Below are 23,381 nucleotides of genomic sequence, written 5' to 3' on the forward strand. Positions count from 1 at the left end.
CGTCGCCGTTTCCGGCGGCGGGGGCGCTCTCTATTGCTTGACGACGTCCCGCCCCACCCCGCCTGCGCCCGCCCGGCGTCGCGCGTGGGTGCAGGTGGGTGACCTGTTGTGCAACCAGGTCCGTGCCCGCGTGGCGATCCGGGAGGGTGTTCGCCGGCGTGAGGGGACGGAACCGGCTAGTCGCGCCCGGCGGCCTCGAGCAGGCGGGCGTGCAGGGCGTCGTCGATCTCCACCGGGTCGGCCGGGGCGTGCCGGCGCCCGGGCAGGGGACCGGCCAGCTCCTCGAGGCGGGCGACCAGGTCGCGGCTGCGCTCGGCGAAGCTCGCCCGCCCGCCGCGCGCCCCGGCGGCCGCGCAGGAGGCCTCGGCGCCCGTGCCCGACTCGAAGGCCCGCGGGTCGAAGGCGACGACGAAGAAGCCGACGTCCGGGCGCTCACCGGCGCGGAAGGACGGCGCGTCCATCGACCAGTTGCCTCCGGCCATGCCGGAGAGGAACTCGACCATCAGGCCGATGTTGCCCATCTTGTAGCCGGCCGGCAGCAGCGCGCCCTCGACGGCCTCCTGCGCCGAGCGCGTCGGCTCGCCGGAAGCGTCGAGCGCCCAGCCCTCGGGGATCTCCTCGCTGCGGGCGGCGCGCTCCCGGATGGTCATGTAGGCGATCTGGCTGATCGCCTGGTCGATGACCACCGGCCGCGGCTCGGCCGGCACCCCGAAGGCGTGCGGGTTGGTGCCCAGCACCTTGCCCTCGGCCTTCCCCCAGCCGGCCAGCGCGCGGCAGTTGGCCGCCGCGAGGGCGACGAGCCCGCGCTCGGCGAGGTCGTGGGCGTAGACGCCCAGCTCGCCGACGGTGAAGGTGTTGCGCGCGGCGAAGACCGCCACGCCGTGTTCGTGCGCGCAGCGCACGAAGTTGTCCAGCTCGGCGTCGAAGGCGACCGCGGCGGTGTTGCCGCGGGCGTCGGTGAGCGTGATCGCGCCGCGCCGGGTGACCTCGGGCGCGGCGTCGGCGATGAATGAGCCGTTGGCGATGCCGTCGAAGTAGTCGAAGATGTGGCTGACCCCGTGGGAGGTCTTGCCCAGCGCCTCGGCGCGCACGGCGGCGCGCGCGAGGACGGCGGCGGTCGGCTCGTCGGCGCCGCGGGCGCGGGCGGCGGCGCGGCACAGTTCGGTCAGGTCGGCGGCTGAGATCTGCATGCGCCTCACGCTACGTGGCGCGCGCCCCCTCCGCCGCGGATTCCGGGAGGCCGGGGTCACCCGGACGGGGACCCCGGCCCGGCCGGTGTCTCGCCCCAAAGCCGGCGACCGGCCCGGCCGTCAGGCCCGGACGGCCTTCTCCTCCAGGAGCGCCCCCGTGCGCTCCTCGGGCAGCCCCCTGCGGCCCCGCCCGCGGGCGCGGCGGCGGGCGACGACGGCGACGCCGGCGAAGAGCAGGCCGTAGAAGACCGCCATCGACGCCGAGGTCGCCGTACCCAGCCGGTAGGCCACCCCGAAGCCGGCGACCGCGCCGCCGGCGGCGATGAGCACCGTCAGCGCCAGCATCGCCGGCAGGCGGCGGGTGACCAGGTGCGCCGTCGCCGCCGGGACGACGACGAGGGCCACGACCAGGATCGCGCCTGCGGCGTTGAACGCCGCGGTGACCGTCAGCGAGACCAGGAACATGAACGACGCCTGCAGCAGGCCGGCACGCACGCCGATCGTGCGCGCGAACTGCGGGTCGAACGTGGACACGGTGAGCTGGGGCAGGAACGCGACGATGAACGCGGCGTCGACAAGCAGCACCGCCAGCATCACGTAGAGATAGCGCGGGCCCAGGTGCACCCCGCCGACGGTCAGCTGCTCGAAGGCGGCGAGGTTGAGGTCGCCGACGAGGACGGCGTGGGTGTCCAGGTGGACGTTGCCGAAGTTCAGCGTGACCAGGATGACGCCCGCGGAGAACAGCGCCGGGAAGACCAGGCCCTGCGGCGCGTCGCCGGAGAGCAGCCCCGTGCGCGCGAGCCACTCGCTGCCCAGGACCACGATGAGGCCGGCCAGCGCCGCGCCCAGGATGAGCAGCGGGGAGTCCAGGTCGCGGGTGAAGAAGTAGCCGACGACGATGCCGGGGAAGACCGAGTGGCCGATGGCGTCGACGAGCATCGAGTTCTTGCGCAGCACGACGAAGGCGCCGGGCAGCGCGCAGGCCACGGCCGTGACCACCGCGAGAAGGGCGGTTCCGAGGAAGAAGCTCATGCCGCCACCTCCGCGAGCAGTCGACGCCGGGCACGGGCGCGGCCCACCCCGCGGGCGATGAGGCCGCGGTGCGGCGCGCACAGCAGCGACACCAGGAAGAAGGCGAAGAGCACCAGCACGATCAGCGGGCCGGTGGGCACGTCGCCCAGCGCGATGGACAGGTAGCTGCCCACCGCGCTGCCCAGCCCGCCGACCGCGCCGGCGAGGATCACCGTGGTCGACAGCCGGTTGGTCCACTGCCGCGCCGTGGCCGGCGGGGTGACCACGAAGGCCACCATGAGCACCAGCCCGACCGCCTTGACCCCGATGACCGTGGCCACCACGATGCAGGCGAACAGGGCGGTGTCGATCGCGCGGGTGGGTAGTCCGGTGACCTCGGCCTGGGCCGGGTCGAAGGTCCGCAGCGCGAACTCCTTCCAGAGCAGCACCACGACGAGCAGCGCCACCGCGCCAACCGACAGCGAGACGGCCAGGTCCGCGCGCGTGATCACCGAGGCGTTGCCGAACAGGTAGTCCTGGATGCCGCCCTTGCCGGGCAGCGGCGCGTCCGAGATCACCCGCATCAGCAGCATGCCCAGGCCGAAGAACGAGGTCAGGGTGACCGCCATGGCCGAGTCGACGGCGAGCTTGGTGGTGCGCACGATCGTCTCCGTGCAGAAAACCGCCAGCGTGCCGACGACGACCGCGCCCAGGATGAGCAGGGCCATGTTGCGGCCGTCGAGACCCAGACCCACGGCGACCAAGAACGCGATCAGGGTGCCCGGCAGCGCCGAGTGGGACACCACGTCCGAGAGCAGCGACTGGCGGCGCAGGTAGGCGAAGGTGCCCAGGGCGCCGGCGACCACGCCGATGACCGTCGTGCCCACCAGCACCGTGCGGAAGGTGTGGTCGGCGAGGAATTCGGCCGGCGGGGTCAGCCCCGCGGCGAGCGTGACGGTCACAGCACCGCCTCCAGGAACGTCGAGTCCGAGTCGTCGTCGATGCCGTAGGTGGCGCGGATGTTGGCGGCGGTGAAGGACTCCTCCGCCGGGCCCGAGGCGACCACGCCGCGGTTGATCAGGGTGACGTGGTCGCAGTAGCGACGCACCGTGGCCAGGTCGTGGTGGACCATCACGACGGTGCGGCCGGCCGCGCGCAGGCGGTGCAGCACCGCGACGATCGCGTCCTGGCTGCGGGCGTCGACTCCCTGGAACGGCTCGTCCATGAAGTACAGGTCCGGCTCCTGGACCAGCGCGCGGGCCAGGAAGACCCGCTGGCGCTGGCCGCCGGAGAGCTCGCCGATCTGGCGGCCGGCCAGGTCGGTGATACCGGTCAGCTCGAGGGCGTCGTCGGCCGCGGCGCGCTGGCGCCGCCCCGGGCGGCGGAACAGCCCGAGCGCGCCGAAGGTGCCCATCGTGACCACGTCGTGGACGGTGGCGGGGAAGTCCCAGTCCACGCCCGCCGACTGCGGCATGTAGCCGACCCGCAGCCGGTTGTCGTGGAGCCGGCCGCCGAAGAACTCCGCGTGGCCGGCCAGCGGGGTGACCAGGCCGAGCATCGCCTTGATCAGCGTCGACTTTCCCGCACCGTTGGGGCCGACGACCCCCATGACCACGCCCTCGGGGACGTCGAGGTGGACGTCGCGGAGCACCGGCTCCGCGCGGTAGGCCACGGTCAGGCCGACGGCCCGGCAGGCCGGGGTGGCCGTACCGGGCGTGGGCGAGGCCTGCTCGCCGGGCGCGGGCGAGACCTGGTCGGTGGGGGAGGCGGATGTGCCGGAGCGTCCGGCGGCGGTGACGGATGCAGCTGCGTCGTGTGCGCGGGCGTCGTCAATCACCGGGCGGCCTCGAGCTCGTCGGCGACGGCGTCGACGTTGTGGTTGAACGCGCCCAGATAGGTGTCGACGCCCGCGTCGGCGCCCAGGGAGTCCGCGAACAGCTCGCGGTCGGAGACGCGCACGTCCCAGCCGCGGGCGTGGACGGCCTCCTTCAGCGAGGTGATGGCCTGCGGGTTCGCCTGGTTGTCCTGGAAGATGGCCGGGACCTTCTTCTCGGCGATGAGGTCGGCCAGATCGGAGATCTCGGCGGCGGAGAGCTTCGCCTCGGTGGAGACGAAGTCGGTGGCGTGGATGTCCAGGTTGAAGGTGCGGCCGAAGTAGTTGAAGGCGTCGTGGCCGGTGATCAGCACCCGCGGCTCGGGCAGGTCGTCGAGGCGCTCGTGGGCGCGCTGGACGGCGGCGTCGATGTCGGCCTTGTACTTGTCGGCGTTGGCGTGGAACTCGTCGGCGCGGTCCGGGACGGTCTCGGCGAGCTTGTCGGCGACCTCGTCGACGACCAGGCTCCAGGCCTCCGGGCTGTTCCAGACGTGCGGGTCGTGCAGGGCGTTGCCCTCGTCGTCGGTCTCCGGCCAGTCGAGCAGCAGGTCCTTCGGCAGCTGGTCGCCGACGGCGAGCTGCTTGTCACCGAGGGAGGCCAGCTGGTCGTCCATCTGGGCCTCGAGGTGCAGGCCGTTCCAGAAGACGAGGTCGGAGTCGCGCAGCTTCTCGATGTCCTTGGTGGACGGCTGGTAGGTGTGCGGGTCGCCGCCGGGGCCGACCATGGTGGTGATCTCCGCGGTCGGGTCGATCGTGGCCACGGCGTCGGCGAGGTAGCCGGTGGTGGCGTAGACGGACAGGGGAGCGTCGGAGTCCCCGTCGGAGGTGGCGTCGCCGCCGGCGCAGCCGGTCAGCGTGATCGCGGCGGCGCCGAGGACGGCGGCCAGGGCACGCAGGGGGTTGCGGGAGTGGCGGTTGCGGTTGTTCTCGCTGGTGAGTGAGGGAGACACGGTAGCCTTTCTACTGAAAGCGTACTGAAAATCAGTTCCAAGGAAACTAAAGTTCAATATAAAGAACTCTTGTGTGTGGGGCAAGAGCGGGCTGTGTGGTGTGTGTCTCTGGGGTGGGGGCGGGGTCTGGTGGACCTGGGTCAGTGGTGGGCGTGGGCCGGTGGTGGATCTGGGCCGGTGGTGGGCTTGGGCCGATGGCTCCGCCTCAGCCAGCGGCGGGCCGGCTCGGTCGTGGGCCGACTCGGTGGTGCGGGGCACTGGGGTGGTGGCGGGCCGGCTCGGTGGTGCGGGGCACTGGGATGGTGGCGTGCTGGCTCGGTGGCGTGCTGGCTCAGCGTCAGATTGTGCGACGCCGCGGGCGCACACTCTGACGGTCCCGCGACCGTTATGTGAAAAGGCGCAGGTCAGCGGGGTGTCGAAAATCGGGCCGTCAGTTTGTGCGATCCCCTCGTCGCACACTCTGACGTGCTCTACGTCGGCGGGGGAGGCGGACCTGCGGCAGGCGGTGGGGGAGGCGCACGCGCGGCAGGCGGCGGGGGAGGCGTACCCGCGGCAGGTGGCGGGGGAGGCGTACCCGCGGCAGGCGGCGGGGGAGTGCCCCGAAGAAGGGCAGGACGGTGCCGGCCGCGGCGGGATGGGCGGCCCGGTAGTCCTCGGCGTCATCGGAGAGCGCCTCGAGGACCAGGTCGATGACGTGCGGGGAGTAGAGCATGGCCAGGTGGTCGCTGAAGTCGGCCAGCGCGCCCTGCTGGACCACCACATTGCGCACCCGCGCGCCGGGGCCGGCCTCGAGGAACTGGGTACGCCACGGGGTCACCACGGTGTCGTAGCGGGTGCACAGCATCGTGTACTCGACGCCGGGAACGGTGTCGCCGTAGCGGTTGAGGTGCGCCATCGCCGGCGAGCCGACCAGCTGGTCGAGTGCGGCCTGTCCGCCGATGAGGCGCAGGATCCGCGTGCCGAGCTCGCCGCGCCGGGTGCGGGTGGCGCCGGTCCGAGGATGGGGCCCGGGCTCAGCCCCGGGCCCGGCGACGTCCGCGGCGCCGGGGCCGACGGTCTCCGCGTCGGCGACGCCGGCCCGGCCGAGGCCCAGGATCCGGGGCAGCCACGAGTAGGTGCCGTGGTTGCTCCCGCCCAGGCCGATCACGCGGCGCACCCGGTTGCGGGCCGGGTCCTCGGCGTCCGCGCCGCCGGAGTCCGTCAGGTACATCCGCGCCTGCGCCACGCCCTGCGAGTGGGCGACCAGGTCGACCTGCCGCGCCCCGGTGCGATCGAGCACCTCGTCGATGAAGGCCGCGACCTCGGCGCGCGAGTCGAGCAGGCCGCGGGTGCCGTGCACCCCGGGCAGCCGCCCGGCCAGGCTCGAGGTGTCGCGGCCGTAGTCGAAGCAGAAGACCGCGTGGCCGGCCGCCGCCAGCCGCGGGGCGAGCATCTCCCAGGTGTTCCAGGAGTTCATCCAGGTGCCGTGGATGAGCACCACCGGCACGCGCCCCTCGAGCGGCTCGTCCCAGCGGTTGACGCCGCGCGGGCTGCGGTCGGGGTGGATGAACGAGCGGATCCAGGTGCCCAGGAAACTCGCCGCGGCCTGCGCGTCGGCTCCGGCGTCTCCACTTCGCTGCATGCCAGCCAAGCTACCGCCGCAGCGCCCCGGCCGCCCCGGCGCGGGGTCATAAGGCGATCCGCCGAGGCAGGGGAACGACCCCGCACACTCCCCGTCCCGCACCGCGATTTGGTCGCGGGGCAAACGCCGGGTACGCTTCACACCCGAAGTTTGAACGGCGGCGTCGCCCCGCGCGGGCGTCGGAAATCGCCGAGCTCAAGTTTCACCTAAGACCGTCGGTCACCCGGGCAACCGGGTCGAAGGTTCCCGGGAGACCGGGACGGCCCACGCAGGAGACACTTGGAGCCCACATCCTGTGGCCCCGTGCTCCCTGCACGGGGTTTTTCCTTTGGGAAGGACCCCGGGCGGACAAACCGCATACGTTCACGAGGAAGGAGGCGAAGTACATGGCGAACCCGAAGAACGAGGCCGATCTCAAGGCCCTGCAGAACCGTTTCGCGGAGGCCGACAGCGTGGTGCTCACCGAGTACCGCGGGCTGACCGTCGCCCAGACCACCGAGCTGCGTCGCTCGCTGGGCCCGGACGTCCAGTACTCCGTCGCCAAGAACACCCTTCTCAAGCTGGCCGCCAAGGACGCCGGTGTCGAGGGTCTTGACGAGTACCTCAACGGCCCGACCGCCATCGCCTTCATCAAGGGTGAGGCCGTCGACGCCGCCAAGGCGCTGAAGAAGTTCGCCGAGGCGAACGAAGCGCTCATCGTCAAGGGTGGCTACATGGATGGCAACCCGCTGACCCCCGACCAGGTGAAGGCCATCGCGGACCTCGACAACCGCGAGACCACGCTGGCGAAGCTGGCCGGTGCCATGAAGGGCAACTTGGCCAAGGCCGCCCGCCTGTTCAACGAGCCCGCCGGTCAGGTCGCACGCCTGGCTGGTGCGCTCCGCGACAAGCAGGACGCCTAACCCACTTTTCACAACCCCACACACCTTCCGCCCCCGGCCGCCGCTACCGAACCGGCCACCGCGCCACCGGTCGCCGAGGGCAACAACACAGAAAGGAAGCCCGCCATGGCTAAGCTTTCCAAGGACGAGCTCATCGAGGCCTTCAAGGAAATGACCCTCATCGAGCTCTCTGAGTTCGTCAAGGAGTTCGAGGAGGTCTTCGAGGTCTCCGCCGCCGCGCCGGTCGCCGCCGTCGCCGCCGCCCCGGGTGCCGAGGCCGGCGCCCCCGCCGAGGAGAAGGACGAGTTCGACGTCGTGCTCGAGGATGCCGGCGCCAAGAAGATCGGCGTGATCAAGGCTGTCCGCGAGATCGTCTCCGGCCTGGGTCTGAAGGACGCCAAGGACCTCGTCGAGGCCGCCCCGAAGGCCGTCCTCGAGGGCGCCAACAAGGAGGACGCCGAGGCCGCCAAGACCAAGCTTGAGGAGGCTGGCGCCACCGTCACCCTGAAGTAGTCCACTTCAGGGCCGGTAGGGCTCAATTACCGACGTCGCGTGCGTCGGCCTAGTGTCCGACCGAGCGCTTTACCCGCACCCGCCGCATTGCGCGGCGGGTGCGGGTTTTTCGTGTGCCTGGGGGGGGGTGGGCGGTAAGCGGGGGAGCGGGGTGGGGTCGGCCGGCTCGACAAAATGTGGACCAAGTTGAGGAAGGGGAGAAATTCTCCTGGGGAAACGCGGGTGGCGCGGAAACCTGGTGCACATTTTGTCGGGGCCGGGGTCGGTTCTGGGACTGTATTGAAAATTGTTTTCACCCGTTCGGGGATTACCGGTGGGTTTTCAATAATGAAAACAGGTGTCAATAGACTACCTTCGGACTGTCAACGAGCCGTCCATCCTCGCACGGAAAGGCAGTCCCATGCTCCGAGTCCGCTCTCTCCCCGCGTTCGTGGCTGCGGCGGTCCTCTTCGCGATGGTCGCCTGCGCCGGCTGGACCTGGACCGCCGGGGCGCGCCTCGGGGGCGGGGGTGCGGGCGCCCCGGTGACGCCAGTCGCTCCGGTGGCCCAGGAGCGCGTCGAACTCGCCGAGGGGCACGTGGACGCCTTCAACGTCACCGCCGAAGGCGGCGGGCTCCACCTGAACCTCAAGGAGGACGTCACCGGCTCGCACGTCACCCACGACCCGACCGATGTGCTCCTGCGGGTGAAGGACGAGGTCTACAGCGAGGAGGTCGCCGACGTGCCGGAGATCGGCGAGCCGGCGTACTTCCTGCCGCAGACTCCGGACCCCAAGAAGAACACGCTCTGGCCCGGCTGGGACACGCTGGGTGTGGCCGCCGGCGGCTTCGAGGCGGTCGACATCGAGTTCGAGGAGATCGACGGCCCCGGCGAGGTGCACCTCTTCCAGACGAAGGACTTCGGTGGGGTCAGGCCCGTCGCCGAGTCGACGCTCCTGGAGAGCGGCTCGGTGATCCATCAGGGCTTCCCGTCGCACACCCACGCCAACTGGGTCTTCACCGAGCCCGGCGTCTACCGGATGACCGTGCGGGCCACCGTGGGCGACGTCTCCTCGGAGTCGGCGACCTACACCTGGCTCGTCGGCGATGCCACGGAGGCGCCCGCTGACCCGCGCGACGAGGGCGGGAAACTGACGATGGCCGTGGTCAACGGCCAGCAGGTCGAGCCCGCCGAGGAATCCTGCCTGCGCCTGGCACCCGACGCGGACACCTCGGACACGGAGGTCTCGCGCTTTCGCCTGCCCGACAACCCGGCGCTGAGATTCCTGGGCCGGCCCGGCGACGTGCTCTGGATCGGCCCGCAGCGGATGCCGTTCCTGCAGAACTTCCGCCCGCTGTGGGCGGGCATCGGCGCCTTCGACCCGGCTCACGAGTACGAGGTGCCCACCGACTTCGAGAACGGCGAGGTCACCTTCGAGCTGACCGACTTCTCCGGGCCGGAGGGCGGTCAGGTGCACAACTTCTTCGGCCGCTTCGGTGACGCGGAGATGGAGCGGATGTTCGGCGCGCCCGAGGGAGCGAAGAGCTTCACCGCGCCGGTCGGCTCGCACGGCCACTACAACTGGACGTTCAGTAAACCCGGCATCTACAGCTTCACCTGGAAGGTGCGCGGCAGGCACACCGACGGCACCGAGGGGGTCTCCGAGGAGGTCACCCAGACGTGGCTGGTCGGCTCTGACGAGCAGGTCGGCCTGCCCGAGGGCACCACCACGGACCTCAACGAGATCACCGAGCCGGTCGAACCCGAGTCGACCGATCCGTCCGACAACGGGACGCCGGGGGAGACCGGCGCACCGGGCAAGAGTGAGGAGCCGAGCGCGCCGAGAAACCGGAGGAGACCGGCGAGCCCACCAAGCCGGAGAAGCCGGGGGAGTCGGGCTCCACGGAACCGAGCCCGAGTGACCCGGGAAGCGGTGACGCGACCGCCGGCTGGCGCCACCCCATCAGCTCCGGGCACATGGACCTCGCGCTCGGCGCGGAGGGCGGCAGGCCCTCCGTCTATCTCAAGGACCAGGAGGACGTGACCAACGAGCAGCGCCGAGGCTCCGGCACCTTCACCTTCCTGGTCCCGGACACCGCCCGTAAAGATGTCGGAGGCAAGATCCCGGGCATCGACGGAAAAGCCTGGGTCCTGCCGGACGTCCTGGACCCCAACCTGCCCTGGGTCGGCTTCTCGACGACCGACGCCGGCAACGCCGTCAGCGAGTCCGACCCGGTGACCGTGCGCATCGCGGAGTTCACCGGCCCCGGCCGCATGGTCACCACGCACTCGAGTCTCTTCGGCAAGAGCACTGTGGAGCTCGACTCGGACGACAAGAACTCGAGTGTCACGTACGGTCCCAACGCACACGACCACCAGGCATTCGTCTTCACCGAGCCCGGCGAATACACGGTCACCTTCAGCTTCACCGGCACGTTCGCCGGCGAGAATCTCGACGAGCGCCTCGAGGTGCACTTCGCGGTCGGTGACGAGGCGGTCGCGGCAGCCAAGGACGATGCCCCGGACGACGCCGACGGCCTGGATCAGGCCTTCAGCGGTCTGAACAAGGCGATCGAGAAGCTCGGCGACGCACTGGTCAAGGCGGTCGGGTCGTTCTTCGGCGCCGGCTCGGGCGACGCGCGCCGGGACGGGACCACCAAGACCCGGCCGACGTCGAAGGCCGCCGAGCCGACCTCGACGAACCGGAAGGGGAAGGTGTTGGGCGAGACCGCCGCCCCGACATCCGCGAATGGATCCGGAAAGGTGACCGGGAAACCGGCATCCGGTGGAAAGCCCGCGTCCGGCGGTGGTTCCGCCTCGGCCGGCGGGTCGAGCTCCGGGGCCAAGACCGGTTCCAGGTCGGAGCCGCAGGCGAAGTCCGCGCCCAAGGGCTCAGTCACCGAGGCAGACAAGTCGCCGGCTCAGGCGAAGTCCCCCGCGTCCCCGAAGTCCTCTAAGCCGTCGAGCTCGCCGAAGGCGTCGAAGGCATCGCAGTCGAGCGGCTCCGGTGGCGGGATGCGCCGCCTCGGTGAGGACGACGTGGACGGCAAGGACGCGGCCGGAAAGAACCGCAAGAGCAAGGACGGCGGCGCGAATTCCGTCCGGGTCGACCGCGCCGGCACACGCCCCGGTGTCGCCGAGGCGGAGGCGGCGGCCACCGGGAGCCTCGGAACGCCGGACTGGTGGTCCGGCCTGGTCCTCGGACTCGGTGTCGCGGCGCTCGTCGCCGGGCTGATCATGCTGTTCAACGCCCGTCGCGCCGCCCGGGAGGCCCGCGAGGGCTACGCCGACACCGCGCGCGGCGCATCGCAGGGCCCCTGGGGCGCCGGGTAGACTCGCGGCCATGCTGCCGAAGTCCCGAGTCGTCTCTGCCCTGCTGGTGGGGCTTGGAGTCGCGCTGCTGGTCGCGGGGCTCCTCGCCCCGCGACTGCTGCCCGCCGACGCCCGCCTGCCCCTCGACATCGGCCAGCAGACCTGGACCGTGCACGACGACTCCGCGCGCACCCGGCTGATGACCGACCCTGACGGGCGGGTGCTCGACTCGCCGGTCTCGCGCCAGTACCACCTCACCCTCGAGGAGCCCTCGGATGATGACACCGTCTCCGTGCGCGTCGGCTCGACGCTCTCGCGCGACAGCCTGCAGGACGACGCGGACCGCCTGATCACCGCCGGCGTGTGGAACTGGCGGATGGACCGTCTCTCCGGCCGGCCCGAGGGAGCGGCGCTGCTCAGCGACCAGCTGGCCAGCCCGACCACCGAGGTCGACATGGGCGGGGTGTGGCTGAAGTTCCCCGCCGACGCCCAGCAGACCACCTACGACGTCTTCGACGAGACCCTGCGTGAGGCCCACCCGGCGGAGTTCCAGGAGGAGCTCGAGATCGACGGCCGCGAGGTCTACCGCTACCACCAGGTCATCGAGCCGGCCAACGTGCGCGAGCGCTACGCCGGCGTCTTCAACGAGACGCGTCTGCCCGCGCCCGAGCCGCCCGCCGCGCCCGCCGAGGGAGAGCCCGCTGAGGGCGAAACCCCCGAGGGCGAGGCACCGGCTCCGGAGGAGGGCGCCCAGCCCGAGGCGCCGGAGGGAGAGAACCCGGAGGGCGAGGCCCCCGACGGTGAGTCCCCGGCGCCTGCGGCCCCGGCCGACACGGGGGAGAAGGGGTACCTCTTCCACTCCGCCGAGCGTGACTACTATGTCGACCAGACCACGGGCCTGGTGGTCAAGATCGACGAGAAGATCGACGACTACTACGGCACCCCGGACGGGCAGAAGGTCCAGGAGGTCCTCGAGTTCGACGGGACCATGGACGACTCTCAGGTCTCCGAGCTTCTCGACGCCGCGTCCGAGGCCGACGCCGCCGGCGCGACCGTTCCGGTCTCCTGGGCGCTCGGAATCATCGGCGCACTGGTCGCGCTCCTCGGCGTCCTCGGTTCCTTCGGCGTCTTCGGCGGACGACGCCGGAACGGTGAGGACCGTCGGGCCGCGCGCAGCGCCGACGACGGGGACCGCCCGGCCGCGCGCCGGGTCACCCGCTCCGAGTAGCGGCCGGCGCGCTGCTCCCGGCGCTTCGCTCCCGGCGCACCGCCGCTGGCCGCCCGGAAGGGAAAACCTCGCATTCCGGGAGCGCACGGGCGCGCGCCGACGACCCTTAACACAGTCCTTGCGTGAGCGCCATACGTGGTATAGGCTATTTCTTTGCGCTGGAATCCGCCGCCGGTGCCGCACCGCCTTGCTGACGCCTCAAATTTACGAGGCGATTTGACAAGGTGATTTTGTGCTATCCGGGGGCGGGGATTCCAAAGCAGAGAAAAATGCTAATCTACCAGCGGATATGCCGCCGCCCGCGCCCAGGCGGCCAGGCTCTCCGCACGAGGTGCTGGAAGGACCCATCTTGGCAGTCTCCCGCCAGACCAAGTCAGTGGCCGACATCCCTGGCGCGCCCAAGCGCCACTCTTTCGCTAAGTACACGGAGCCCATCGAGATCCCGGGGCTCCTCGATCTGCAGCGCGAGTCTTTCGCCTGGCTGATCGGAACGCCGGACTGGCGTGCCCGCAAGCAGGCCGAGCGCGGCGAGGACGCCGTCGTCGGCAGCGGCCTCGAGGACATCCTCAACGAGCTCTCGCCGATCGAGGACTACTCCGGCAACATGTCCCTCTCGCTGTCCGAGCCGCGTTTCGAGGACGTGAAGTGCTCCATCGAGGAGTGCAAGGACAAGGACATCAACTACGCGGCCCCGCTGTACGTTACCGCGGAGTTCATCAACAACGAGACGCAGGAGATCAAGTCCCAGACCGTCTTCATCGGTGACTTCCCGATGATGACCGACAAGGGCACCTTCATCGTCAACGGCACCGAGCGTGTCGTCGTCTCGCAGCTGGTCCGCTCGCCCGGCGTCTACTTCGACCGGACCATCGACAAGTCCACGGAGCGCCCCCTGCACTCCGTGAAGGTCATCCCGTCGCGCGGTGCGTGGCTCGAGTTCGACGTCGACAAGCGGGACACCGTCGGCGTGCGCATCGACCGCAAGCGTCGCCAGCCGGTGACCGTCCTGCTCAAGGCGCTCGGCTGGACCACCCAGCAGATCACCGAGCGGTTCGGCTTCTCCGAGCTGATGATGTCCACCCTCGAGAACGACGGCGTGGAGAACACCGACCAGGCCCTGCTCGAGATCTACCGTAAGCAGCGTCCGGGCGAGCAGCCCACCCGCGAGCTGGCCCAGTCGCTGCTCGACAACGCCTTCTTCAAGCCGAAGCGCTACGACCTGGCCAAGGTCGGCCGTTACAAGGTCAACCGCAAGCTCGGCCTGGGCGGCGACCACGACGGTCTGATGACGCTGACCGAGGAGGACATCGCCACCATCCTCGAGTACCTCGTCCGGCTGCACGCCGGCGAGCGCGAGATGACCGCCCCCAACGGCGAGACCATCCGCGTCGAGACCGACGACATCGACCACTTCGGCAACCGTCGTCTGCGTACCGTCGGCGAGCTGATCCAGAACCAGGTCCGCGTCGGCCTGTCCCGCATGGAGCGCGTCGTGCGCGAGCGCATGACCACCCAGGACGCGGAGTCGATCACGCCGACCTCGCTGATCAACGTCCGCCCGGTCTCCGCCGCCATTCGCGAGTTCTTCGGCACCTCCCAGCTCTCGCAGTTCATGGACCAGAACAACTCGCTGTCGGGCCTGACCCACAAGCGCCGCCTCTCGGCCCTGGGCCCCGGCGGCCTGTCGCGTGAGCGCGCCGGCATCGAGGTCCGCGACGTCCACCCGTCGCACTACGGCCGCATGTGCCCGATCGAGACCCCTGAGGGCCCGAACATCGGCCTGATCGGCTCGCTGGCCACCTACGCCCGCGTGAACTCCTTCGGCTTCATCGAGACGCCGTACCGCAAGGTCGTCGACGGCAAGGTCACCGACACCGTCGAGTACCTCACCGCCGACGAGGAGGACCGCTACGCCATCGCCGAGGCGAACACCGCGGTCAACGCCGACGGTGAGATCGTCCAGGAGCGCATCGAGGTCCGAGTCAAGGACGGCGACATCCAGGTCACCGGCCCGCAGGGAGTCGACTACCTCGACGTCTCGCCGCGCCAGATGGTCTCCGTGGCCACCGCCATGATTCCGTTCCTGGAGCACGACGACGCCAACCGTGCCCTGATGGGCGCGAACATGCAGCGTCAGGCCGTGCCGCTGCTGCGCTCCGAGTCCCCGTACGTGGGCACCGGCATGGAGAAGCCGGCCGCCTACGACGCCGGCGACCTCATCATCTCGAAGCACGCCGGCGTGGTCGAGGACCTCGCCGCCGACTTCATCACCGTGATGGACGACGAGGGCTCCCGCCACACCTACATCCTGCGCAAGTTCGAGCGCACCAACCAGGGCACCTGCTACAACCAGACGCCGCTGGTCAACATCGGTGACCGCGTCGAGGTCGGCCAGGTGCTGGCCGACGGCCCCGGCACCGACCAGGGCGAGATGTCGCTGGGCCGCAACCTCCTGGTCGCGTTCATGCCGTGGGAGGGCCACAACTACGAGGACGCCATCATCCTCAACCAGCGCATCGTCGAGGAGGACATCCTCACCTCGATCCACATCGAGGAGCACGAGATCGACGCGCGCGACACCAAGCTGGGCGCCGAGGAGATCACCCGCGAGATCCCGAACGTCTCCGAGGACGTGCTCAGCGACCTCGACGAGCACGGCATCGTGCGCATCGGCGCCGACGTGCGCGCCGGTGACATCCTCGTCGGCAAGGTCACCCCGAAGGGCGAGACCGAGCTGACCCCGGAGGAGCGCCTGCTGCGCGCCATCTTCGGTGAGAAGGCCCGCGAGGTGCGCGACACCTCCCTGAAGGTGCCCCACGGCGAGACCGGCAAGGTCATCGGCGTGCGCCGCTTCTCGCGTGAGGACGACGACGACCTGGCCGCGGGCGTCAACGAGATGATCCGCGTCTACGTCGCCCAGAAGCGCAAGATCCAGGACGGCGACAAGCTCGCCGGCCGCCACGGCAACAAGGGTGTCGTCGGCAAGATCCTGCCGCCGGAGGACATGCCGTTCATGGAGGACGGCACCCCGATGGACATCATCCTGAACACCCACGGTGTCCCGCGTCGTATGAACATCGGTCAGGTCCTCGAGACCCACCTCGGCTGGCTCGCCGCCGCCGGCTGGCACGTGGACCCGGCCGACCCGAAGAACGAGGAGCTGCTCAAGACGCTGCCGGAGGACCTCTACGACGTCCCCGCCGGTTCGCTGACGGCCACCCCGGTCTTCGACGGCGCGAGCAACACCGAGATCGCCGGCCTGCTGCAGAACTCGCTGCCCAACCGTGACGGCGACGTCATGGTCGACGGCGACGGCAAGACCCGCCTCTTCGACGGCCGCTCTGGCGAGCCCTTCCAGTACCCGGTCTCGGTCGGCTACATGTACATGCTGAAGCTGCACCACCTGGTCGACGAGAAGATCCACGCCCGCTCCACCGGCCCGTACTCGATGATCACCCAGCAGCCGCTCGGTGGTAAGGCCCAGTTCGGTGGCCAGCGCTTCGGCGAGATGGAGGTGTGGGCCATGCAGGCGTACGGCGCGGCCTACACCCTGCAGGAGCTGCTGACCATCAAGTCGGACGACGTTGTCGGCCGCGTGAAGGTCTACGAGGCGATCGTCAAGGGCGACAACATCCCGGACCCGGGCATCCCCGAGTCGTTCAAGGTGCTGCTCAAGGAGCTGCAGTCGCTGTGCCTGAACGTGGAGGTACTCTCCGCCGACGGCACGCCGATGGAGCTCTCCGGCTCCGACGACGACGACCTGGAGGGCTCGTCGCTGGGCATCAACCTCTCCCGCGACGAGCGTTCCGACGCCGACATCGCATAACCACGGCGACCCCCGCCCACGGGTGAGAACCGCACCGCGCAACCGACGCGGCGTCGGCAATCACCCGGGGCAGGGGCCTCACACCGCCAAGTTCTCTTACCGCCATTTCAATCCCTCCCCCAAGGGGAGGTGAAAGGGAGTTACGTGTTCGACGTAAACCTCTTCGACGAGCTTCGCATCGGCCTGGCCACCGCCGAGGACATCCGCCGTTGGTCCAAGGGCGAGGTCAAGAAGCCGGAGACCATCAACTACCGCACCCTCAAGCCCGAGAAGGACGGCCTGTTCTGCGAGCGCATCTTCGGGCCGACCCGCGACTGGGAGTGCCAGTGCGGCAAGTACAAGCGCGTCCGCTACAAGGGCATCATCTGTGAGCGCTGCGGCGTCGAGGTGACCAAGTCCAAGGTGCGCCGTGAGCGCATGGGCCACATCGAGCTGGCCGCGCCGGTCACCCACATCTGGTACTTCAAGGGCGTGCCCTCGCGCCTGGGCTACCTGCTGGACCTGGCGCCCAAGGATCTCGAGCGCATCATCTACTTCGCCGCCAACATCATCACCAGCGTCGACGACGAGGCCCGCCACGCGGACCTCGAGGACCTCGAGGCGGAGATGCTGCTGGAGAAGCAGGACGTCGAGCACGACGCCGACTCCGAGATCGCCGAGCGCTCCAAGAAGCTCGAGGAGGACCTCGCCGAGCTCGAGGCCGCCGGCGCCAAGGCCGACGCCCGCCGCAAGGTGCAGAACGCCGCGGACAAGGAGATGCAGCACATCCGCGAGCGCTCCGAGCGCGAGATCGAGCGCCTCGACGAGATCTGGAACACCTTCGTCAAGCTCGCCCCGAAGCAGATGATCATCGACGAGTCCATCTACGAGGAGCTCGTCGACCGCTACGAGGACTACTTCACCGGGGGCATGGGCGCGGAGGCCATCCAGACCCTGATCCGCAACTTCGACCTCGACGCCGAGGCCGAGAGCCTGCGCGAGACCATCGCCAACGGCAAGGGCCAGCGCAAGATGCGCGCCCTCAAGCGCCTGCGCGTGGTCGCCGCCTTCCAGCGCTCCGGCAACGACCCGGCCGGCATGGTCCTGGACGCGATCCCGGTCATCCCGCCGGAGCTGCGCCCGATGGTGCAGCTCGACGGCGGCCGCTTCGCGACCTCCGACCTCAACGACCTCTACCGTCGCGTGATCAACCGCAACAACCGCCTCAAGCGCATGATCGACCTCGGCGCCCCCGAGATCATCGTGAACAACGAGAAGCGCATGCTGCAGGAGTCCGTCGACGCGCTGTTCGACAACGGCCGTCGCGGCCGTCCGGTCACCGGCCCGGGCAACCGCCCGCTGAAGTCGCTGTCCGACCTGCTCAAGGGCAAGCAGGGCCGCTTCCGTCAGAACCTGCTGGGTAAGCGTGTCGACTACTCCGGCCGTTCCGTCATCATCGTCGGCCCGCAGCTCAAGCTGCACGAGTGTGGCCTGCCGAAGCTGATGGCCCTCGAGCTGTTCAAGCCGTTCGTGATGAAGCGCCTGGTCGAGCACGACTACGCGCAGAACATCAAGTCCGCCAAGCGCATGGTCGAGCGTCAGCGCCCCGAGGTGTGGGACGTGCTCGAGGAGGCCATCTCCGAGCACCCGGTGATGCTCAACCGCGCCCCGACCCTGCACCGCCTGGGCATCCAGGCCTTCGAGCCGAAGCTCGTCGAGGGCAAGGCCATCCAGCTGCACCCGCTGGCCTGTGAGGCCTTCAACGCCGACTTCGACGGCGACCAGATGGCCGTGCACCTGCCGCTGTCCGCGGAGGCGCAGGCCGAGGCCCGCATCCTGATGCTCGCCTCGAACAACATCCTGTCGCCGGCCTCCGGTAAGCCGCTGGCCATGCCGCGACTGGACATGGTCACCGGCCTGTACTTCCTGACCATGGACAAGGGCCCCGACGAGCTCGGCGGCCAGGGCCGCTACGTCGAGCCGTCCGAGGACCACCCGGCCGAGGGTGTCTACACCAACATGGCCGAGGCGATCATGGCGCGCGACCGTGGCGTGCTGGGCCTGCAGGCCCCGATCCACGTGCGCATCTCCCACCTGCGTCCGCCGGAGGAGATCGAGAAGGAGCAGTTCCCGGAGGGCTGGCAGCGCGGCCAGACCTGGCTGGCGGAGACCACGCTGGGCCGGATCATGTTCAACGAGCTGCTTCCGTGGGACTACCCGTACCGCGAGGGCGTCATGATCCGTAAGGGCGGCGGCTCCGGCAAGATCCTGCTCGGCGACGTCATCAACGACCTCGCCGCGAAGTACCCGATGATCACCGTCGCGCAGACGATGGACAAGATGAAGGACGCCGGCTTCTACTGGGCCACCCGGTCGGGTGTGACCATCTCCATCGCCGACGTGCTCGTCCTGCCCAACAAGCACGAGATCCTCGAGCGCTACGAGGAAGAGGCCCGCCAGATCGAGCGCAAGTTCTGGGACAAGGGTGCCCTGACCGAGCGCGACCGCTACGACCGCCTGGTCGAGCTGTGGCAGACCGCCACCAACGAGGTCGGCGAGGCCGTCGAGGCCCTGTACCCGGACGACAACCCGATCCCGATGATCGTGAAGTCGGGCGCCGCCGGCAACATGCGTCAGATCTGGACCCTGGCCGGCATGAAGGGCATGGTCGTGAACTCGCGCGGTGAGTACATCACCCGCCCGATCAAGACCTCCTTCCGTGAGGGCCTGTCGGTGATGGAGTACTTCAACAATTCCCACGGTTCCCGTAAGGGCCTGGCCGACACCGCCCTGCGTACCGCCGACTCCGGTTACCTGACGCGTCGTCTGGTCGACGTCGCCCAGGACGTCATCGTCCGCGAGGAGGACTGCGGCACCCGCCAGGGCGTGCGCGTCCCGGTCGCCGAGGAGCTCCTCGACGCCGAGGGCAACGTCACCGGCTACGCGCCGCACCCGCTCAACGAGACCACGGTCGCGGGCCGCGTCCTGGCCACCGACGCCTCGAACGCGGACGGCGAGGTCGTCCTCGAGGCCGGTTCCGACCTCAACGAGACCAACATCAACAAGCTGGTCGACGGTGGCGTCACCGAGATCAAGGTCCGCTCCGTGCTGACCTGTGAGACCCCGGCCGGCGTGTGCGCGAAGTGCTACGGCAAGTCGATGGCGACCGGCAAGCTGGTCGAGATCGGCGAGGCCGTCGGCATCGTCGCCGCCCAGTCGATCGGTGAGCCCGGTACCCAGCTGACGATGCGTACGTTCCACCAGGGCGGCGTCGGCGGCGACATCACCGGTGGTCTGCCGCGTGTCCAGGAGCTGTTCGAGGCCCGCGTGCCGAAGAACTGCGCCCCGATCGCCTCGGCGGCCGGCACGGTGCACCTCGAGGACCAGGGCAACTTCTACACCCTGCGTCTCTCGCCGGACGACGGCGGCGACGACATTGTCTACGAGAAGCTGTCGAAGCGCCAGGGCCTGGCCCAGGTGCGTCGTCCGATGGAGTCCAACCCGCAGGCCACCATCGAGCGCGCGCTGCGCGAGGGCGACCACGTCGAGGTGGGCGACCGCCTGCTGCGTGGCCCGGCCGACCCGCACGACGTGCTCGAGGTCCTCGGCCGCCGCGGTGTGGAGAAGCACCTGATCGACGAGGTCCAGGCGGTCTACCGCACCCAGGGTGTGTCCATCCACGACAAGCACATCGAGATCATCATCCGCCAGATGCTGCGTCGTGGCACCGTCATCGATTCCGGTTCCACCGAGTTCCTCCCGGGCACCCTGGTGGACCTCTCGGAGGCGAAGGCCGCCAACGCGGAGGCCCTGGCCTCCAACGGCGACCCGGCCGAGCTGCGCAGCGAGATCATGGGCATCACCAAGGCCTCGCTGGCCACGGAGTCCTGGCTGTCGGCGGCCTCCTTCCAGGAGACCACCCGCGTGCTCACGGACGCCGCGATCAACAAGCGCTCCGACAAGCTGATCGGCCTGAAGGAGAACGTGATCATCGGCAAGCTGATCCCGGCCGGCACCGGCATCTCGCGCTACCGCAACATCTCGGTCAAGCCGACCGAGGCGGCGCGCAACGCCGCGTACCCGATCCCGACCTTCGGCGAGTCGATCTACGGCGACGACTTCGGTGGCGAGTTCACCGGCGCCTCCGTGCCGCTCGACGAGTTCGAGATGTAGTCCGCGCCTGAGCCGCGCCCGGCGCCCCGTCCTCCCCAGCGGAGGGCGGGGCGTCGTCGCGTCTGCCTGCGGTTTGGCGGGCCGCCGGGCCGTTACACACAAACCACACAAGTTCACACAAAATACACATCCACACACAACCGTGGTGCATGAGTGACGCTTGGAGAGTGCAGTGTCCGCGGCCACCTTGTACCCTCGCGGCCATGAACATCGGTTGGGGAGAGATCGCGCTGATCGGCCTGGTGCTGCTGCTCCTGGCGGCCTGCGGTGTGGTGCTGGTGCTCGTGCTGCTCTGGTCGGCGCGCGGCTACGACCCCCGCCGCACCGGCAAGCGCCGCTTTCGCGAGAACGACCCGGCCATGAGGGACCCGCAGCTGGGCGGCATAGCCGCCTGGTACGCTGGCGACGGGCGTCCGGCCCCGGGCGCGGCCCGGCCGCAGCACCCGCAGGATGGCTGGGGGGCACCCGGAGCCCGGAACCGCTGACGGGCAGGACGGCGCGGGTTCGAACCGGTAGCCTGGCGCGGGTGAAGCCACTTCCCGTGCCGCCCCTCAACGACACGCTCGAACGCACCCTGAGCTGCGTTGACGCCGCAATTGACGACGCCGCGCCCACCCACCGTCTGGCCCACGACTTCGCCGTGGGCGCAGGTCCCCGCATCCAGGAGGCCCTGGAGAACTACGCCGCCGAGCGCGCGGCCGCCGGCTCCAGCTGGCTCGCCGAGCGCTGGCTGGACGGCTACCTGGTCACCCGGGAGCCGCTGCCGCTGAGCTCGAACGTCTCGTTCCAGATCAACCTGGAGACCGACTCCCGCGGGGTGGAGCGTCTCGCCGAGGTGGTGCACGCCGCGGCCCGCGTCCACCTCGCCGAGGCCGCCGGTGAGACCGGCGCCCGCTTCGACGCGCGCGGCAACGAGCTGGCCGCCGGGCAGTGGGACTGCCTGCGCGGCGGCATCCGCGTGCCGGGCCGTCCCGCGCGCCGAGCTGGCGGCCGGGTTCGCCCGGATCCTGGCGGCCACCGGTGGTTCCGCCCCGGACGGGGTGGGGGAGGAACCCGGATTCACCGACGCCTCCTACCGTGGCAGCGGGGACGACAGGTTCCGCGCCTGGCTCACCGAACCCGGCAACACGGACGTGCACGAGCGGCTCTCCCGCGCGCTCTTCTGCGTCTCGGTGCCCGCCCCCGGAGACGCCTCGATGGCCGGGGTGACCGATGAGGCCCGCCGGCTGCGCGCTGGTGCCTTCGCCACCGGTCACTACTGGACGTATAAGCCCCTGACCTACGAGCTGGCCGCCGACGACTCCGGCTGGGCCGCACTGCTCGTCGAGCACTCCACCGTCGACGGCGCCACGCTGGTGCAGACCGTCGCCGACATCCAGGCCGGGCTCGCCGGCGCCGACGCCGGCGACCGGGCAGACGCGCTCGCCGCAACCGACACCGACGGTGCGGGAACCGCCGCGGGGGAGGGGCGCGACGTCGGCAATCGGGCGCCGCAGGAGCTGACGTGGACCCGCGACCTCGCCGCACCGGAGCACGCGCTGCCGGACCTGGAGATCCGGCGGGTGGCACGGCCGCGGCCGAAGAACATGAAGCTCAGCGCCGACGCCTACGCGCAGCTGGTCATGACCGTCGCGCAGCTCGCCGCCTACGGGCGGGTGCGGGCGGTCTACGAGGCCGTCGACATGCGCGAGTACGCCGCCGGGCGCACCGAGTGCCTGCGCCTGGTCACCCCGGCCGCCGTCACGTTTGCCCGCACGCTGCCGGCGGGCTCGGCGGACCGTGCCGGGCTCCAGGCGGCCCTCGACGCCCACCGTGACTGGGTCAAGGCCTGCAAGACCGGCCGCGGCGTGGACCGGCACCTGTGGGCGCTCGGCTGGACGGCGCAGGAGCTGGGGGAGGACCCCGAGTTCCTGCGGGATCCGAGGCTGGCCGCCGCGCACCGACTTCCTGTCGACGACCTCCGTCGGCTCGGACGTGCAGGTGGTGCGCTACGCCTTCGCGCCGACCACGCCCGGCGGCTTCGGGATCTGCTACACGCCGCTGGCGGACGCGGTCGAGTACACGGTCACCTTCAGCGCGGACACCGAGCGCCCGGAGGCGTTCCTCGACGCGCTGGGCGAGACGGCCGGACGGCTCGCGGGGTTCATCACCGGGCTCGACGCGGCCTGACCCGTCCGAGGGGAGCGTTCCCCGCACCCGACGGTTGTTCCGCCGGTTACGTGTGACAATGATCCGAGGTGAACCGGCAGGGCGCCGGTGAGGATCCGGAGGTGACAGGGTGACCACCAACGAAGAGATGAGCGGTTACTACGCGGACATGACCGGCGCAACCCGCGATCTGGCGTCGAAGCAGAAGTGGCTCCTCACCTCCAGCGTGATCGGCAACGGGATCAACGCGGCCGCGGCGGTCAACGCGAACCGCAACGCCCGGCGCAGCCAGACACTGCTCGCCGAGACGAGGGACGTGGTCCGCGACGGCTTCGACAGGGTCGACGAGGGGCTGCAGGACCTCCGCGACTCGGTCGACGCGATGCACGCGGACATGAACGCCGGCTTCGAGACCATGAGCCACATCAACTACGCGCTGTGGCGCGACGGGGTGGGGCGCGGGTACTCAAGGGAGTTCCGGCCGCGGGCGCTGAACTACCTCCGGGACTACGAGGAGGCCTGTGAACACTGGCTGGACATGGTGGCCGAGCGGGTGGCGCGGGTGGTCGCGGACTTCCCGCGCTGGAAGCGGCCCGAGTGGCGCGACGACGCGCTGCGCACGGGCCTCTTCTTCACCCCGCCGAGAAAGACGCCGCTGCCCGGGCCGCTGCCGGACCCGGTCCAGAAGTAGCCGCCG

16 protein-coding genes and 1 pseudogene are annotated in these 23,381 nt (G+C 70.2%); 11 read left to right on the forward strand and 6 right to left on the reverse strand.

Annotation, left to right across the window (positions count from 1 at the left end):
• Positions 1 to 176: 176 nt before the first annotated feature.
• The 6 genes from QQA02_RS06275 to QQA02_RS06300 form a co-directional block, all read right to left on the reverse strand.
• Positions 177 to 1,190, reverse strand: a complete 1,014-nt coding sequence (locus QQA02_RS06275; RefSeq protein WP_284863689.1) for an Ldh family oxidoreductase — start codon at positions 1,188 to 1,190, stop codon at positions 177 to 179.
• A 120-nt stretch (positions 1,191 to 1,310) separates the two neighbouring features.
• Positions 1,311 to 2,222 (reverse strand): metal ABC transporter permease, encoded by a 912-nt coding sequence (locus QQA02_RS06280; protein WP_284774286.1) that lies wholly within the window; start codon positions 2,220 to 2,222, stop codon positions 1,311 to 1,313.
• Positions 2,219 to 3,163 carry a metal ABC transporter permease gene (locus QQA02_RS06285; RefSeq protein WP_284863692.1) on the reverse strand — a complete coding sequence of 315 codons (945 nt, stop codon included), beginning with the start codon at positions 3,161 to 3,163 and terminating at the stop codon, positions 2,219 to 2,221. The genes QQA02_RS06280 and QQA02_RS06285 overlap by 4 nt, the downstream gene beginning before the upstream one ends.
• Positions 3,160 to 3,879 (reverse strand): metal ABC transporter ATP-binding protein, encoded by a 720-nt coding sequence (locus QQA02_RS06290; protein WP_502870980.1) that lies wholly within the window; start codon positions 3,877 to 3,879, stop codon positions 3,160 to 3,162. Before QQA02_RS06290 ends, QQA02_RS06285 begins: the two co-directional genes overlap by 4 nt.
• 155 nt (positions 3,880 to 4,034) lie before the next feature.
• Positions 4,035 to 5,024 carry a metal ABC transporter substrate-binding protein gene (locus QQA02_RS06295; RefSeq protein WP_284863696.1) on the reverse strand — a complete coding sequence of 330 codons (990 nt, stop codon included), beginning with the start codon at positions 5,022 to 5,024 and terminating at the stop codon, positions 4,035 to 4,037.
• A 430-nt stretch (positions 5,025 to 5,454) separates the two neighbouring features.
• On the reverse strand, positions 5,455 to 6,645 hold the full coding sequence (locus QQA02_RS06300) for an esterase/lipase family protein (RefSeq protein ID WP_284863699.1): 1,191 nt from the start codon (positions 6,643 to 6,645) through the stop codon (positions 5,455 to 5,457).
• Positions 6,646 to 7,031: 386 nt separating this feature from the next.
• On the opposite strand from QQA02_RS06300, the gene rplJ reads away from it, so the two are divergent.
• From rplJ to QQA02_RS06350, 11 genes and pseudogenes are all read left to right on the forward strand, one after another.
• Complete coding sequence (gene rplJ, locus QQA02_RS06305) at positions 7,032 to 7,547, forward strand: 50S ribosomal protein L10 (RefSeq protein WP_284774296.1); 516 nt, start codon at positions 7,032 to 7,034, stop codon at positions 7,545 to 7,547.
• Between the two features lie 105 nt (positions 7,548 to 7,652).
• Positions 7,653 to 8,039, forward strand: coding sequence for a 50S ribosomal protein L7/L12 (gene rplL, locus QQA02_RS06310; RefSeq protein ID WP_284774298.1), 387 nt, complete (start codon positions 7,653 to 7,655; stop codon positions 8,037 to 8,039).
• Between the two features lie 400 nt (positions 8,040 to 8,439).
• Positions 8,440 to 10,062, forward strand: a complete 1,623-nt coding sequence (locus QQA02_RS06315) for a choice-of-anchor M domain-containing protein (RefSeq protein ID WP_284863701.1) — start codon at positions 8,440 to 8,442, stop codon at positions 10,060 to 10,062.
• Positions 9,996 to 11,351 carry a choice-of-anchor M domain-containing protein gene (locus QQA02_RS06320; protein ID WP_284863703.1) on the forward strand — a complete coding sequence of 452 codons (1,356 nt, stop codon included), beginning with the start codon at positions 9,996 to 9,998 and terminating at the stop codon, positions 11,349 to 11,351. The genes QQA02_RS06315 and QQA02_RS06320 overlap by 67 nt, the downstream gene beginning before the upstream one ends.
• Positions 11,352 to 11,361: 10 nt before the next feature.
• A complete protein-coding gene (gene pgfA / locus QQA02_RS06325; protein WP_284774304.1) occupies positions 11,362 to 12,558 on the forward strand; it encodes a cell envelope lipid trafficking protein PgfA in 1,197 nt (398 codons plus the stop codon).
• Positions 12,559 to 12,889: 331 nt separating this feature from the next.
• Positions 12,890 to 16,384 (forward strand): DNA-directed RNA polymerase subunit beta, encoded by a 3,495-nt coding sequence (rpoB, locus tag QQA02_RS06330; RefSeq protein ID WP_284863704.1) that lies wholly within the window; start codon positions 12,890 to 12,892, stop codon positions 16,382 to 16,384.
• Positions 16,385 to 16,528: 144 nt separating this feature from the next.
• On the forward strand, positions 16,529 to 20,536 hold the full coding sequence (locus QQA02_RS06335; RefSeq protein WP_284863706.1) for a DNA-directed RNA polymerase subunit beta': 4,008 nt from the start codon (positions 16,529 to 16,531) through the stop codon (positions 20,534 to 20,536).
• A 203-nt stretch (positions 20,537 to 20,739) separates the two neighbouring features.
• Positions 20,740 to 21,021, forward strand: coding sequence for a hypothetical protein (locus tag QQA02_RS06340; protein WP_284863708.1), 282 nt, complete (start codon positions 20,740 to 20,742; stop codon positions 21,019 to 21,021).
• A gap of 56 nt (positions 21,022 to 21,077) precedes the next feature.
• Positions 21,078 to 22,407, forward strand: a pseudogene (locus QQA02_RS06345) (choline/carnitine O-acyltransferase); the annotation flags it as partial.
• 112 nt (positions 22,408 to 22,519) lie between these two features.
• Positions 22,520 to 22,705, forward strand: coding sequence for a hypothetical protein (locus tag QQA02_RS11670; protein WP_350309453.1), 186 nt, complete (start codon positions 22,520 to 22,522; stop codon positions 22,703 to 22,705).
• Between the two features lie 109 nt (positions 22,706 to 22,814).
• Complete coding sequence (locus tag QQA02_RS06350; protein WP_284863710.1) at positions 22,815 to 23,375, forward strand: hypothetical protein; 561 nt, start codon at positions 22,815 to 22,817, stop codon at positions 23,373 to 23,375.
• Positions 23,376 to 23,381 lie beyond the last annotated feature (6 nt).

The organism is Corynebacterium sp. MSK006 (assembly GCF_030232385.1).
GTDB classification, from domain to species: Bacteria; Actinomycetota; Actinomycetes; order Mycobacteriales; family Mycobacteriaceae; genus Corynebacterium; species Corynebacterium frankenforstense_A.

Coding starts and splice junctions, on each gene's coding strand:
- QQA02_RS06275 (WP_284863689.1), bottom strand. CDS start 1,190: ATGCAGATCTCAGCCGCCGACCTGACCGAACTGTGCCGCGCCGCCGCC.
- QQA02_RS06280 (WP_284774286.1), bottom strand. CDS start 2,222: ATGAGCTTCTTCCTCGGAACCGCCCTTCTCGCGGTGGTCACGGCCGTG.
- QQA02_RS06300 (WP_284863699.1), bottom strand. CDS start 6,645: ATGCAGCGAAGTGGAGACGCCGGAGCCGACGCGCAGGCCGCGGCGAGT.
- rplJ (WP_284774296.1), top strand. CDS start 7,032: ATGGCGAACCCGAAGAACGAGGCCGATCTCAAGGCCCTGCAGAACCGT.
- rplL (WP_284774298.1), top strand. CDS start 7,653: ATGGCTAAGCTTTCCAAGGACGAGCTCATCGAGGCCTTCAAGGAAATG.
- QQA02_RS06315 (WP_284863701.1), top strand. CDS start 8,440: ATGCTCCGAGTCCGCTCTCTCCCCGCGTTCGTGGCTGCGGCGGTCCTC.
- QQA02_RS06320 (WP_284863703.1), top strand. CDS start 9,996: ATGGACCTCGCGCTCGGCGCGGAGGGCGGCAGGCCCTCCGTCTATCTC.
- pgfA (WP_284774304.1), top strand. CDS start 11,362: ATGCTGCCGAAGTCCCGAGTCGTCTCTGCCCTGCTGGTGGGGCTTGGA.
- QQA02_RS06340 (WP_284863708.1), top strand. CDS start 20,740: ATGAACATCGGTTGGGGAGAGATCGCGCTGATCGGCCTGGTGCTGCTG.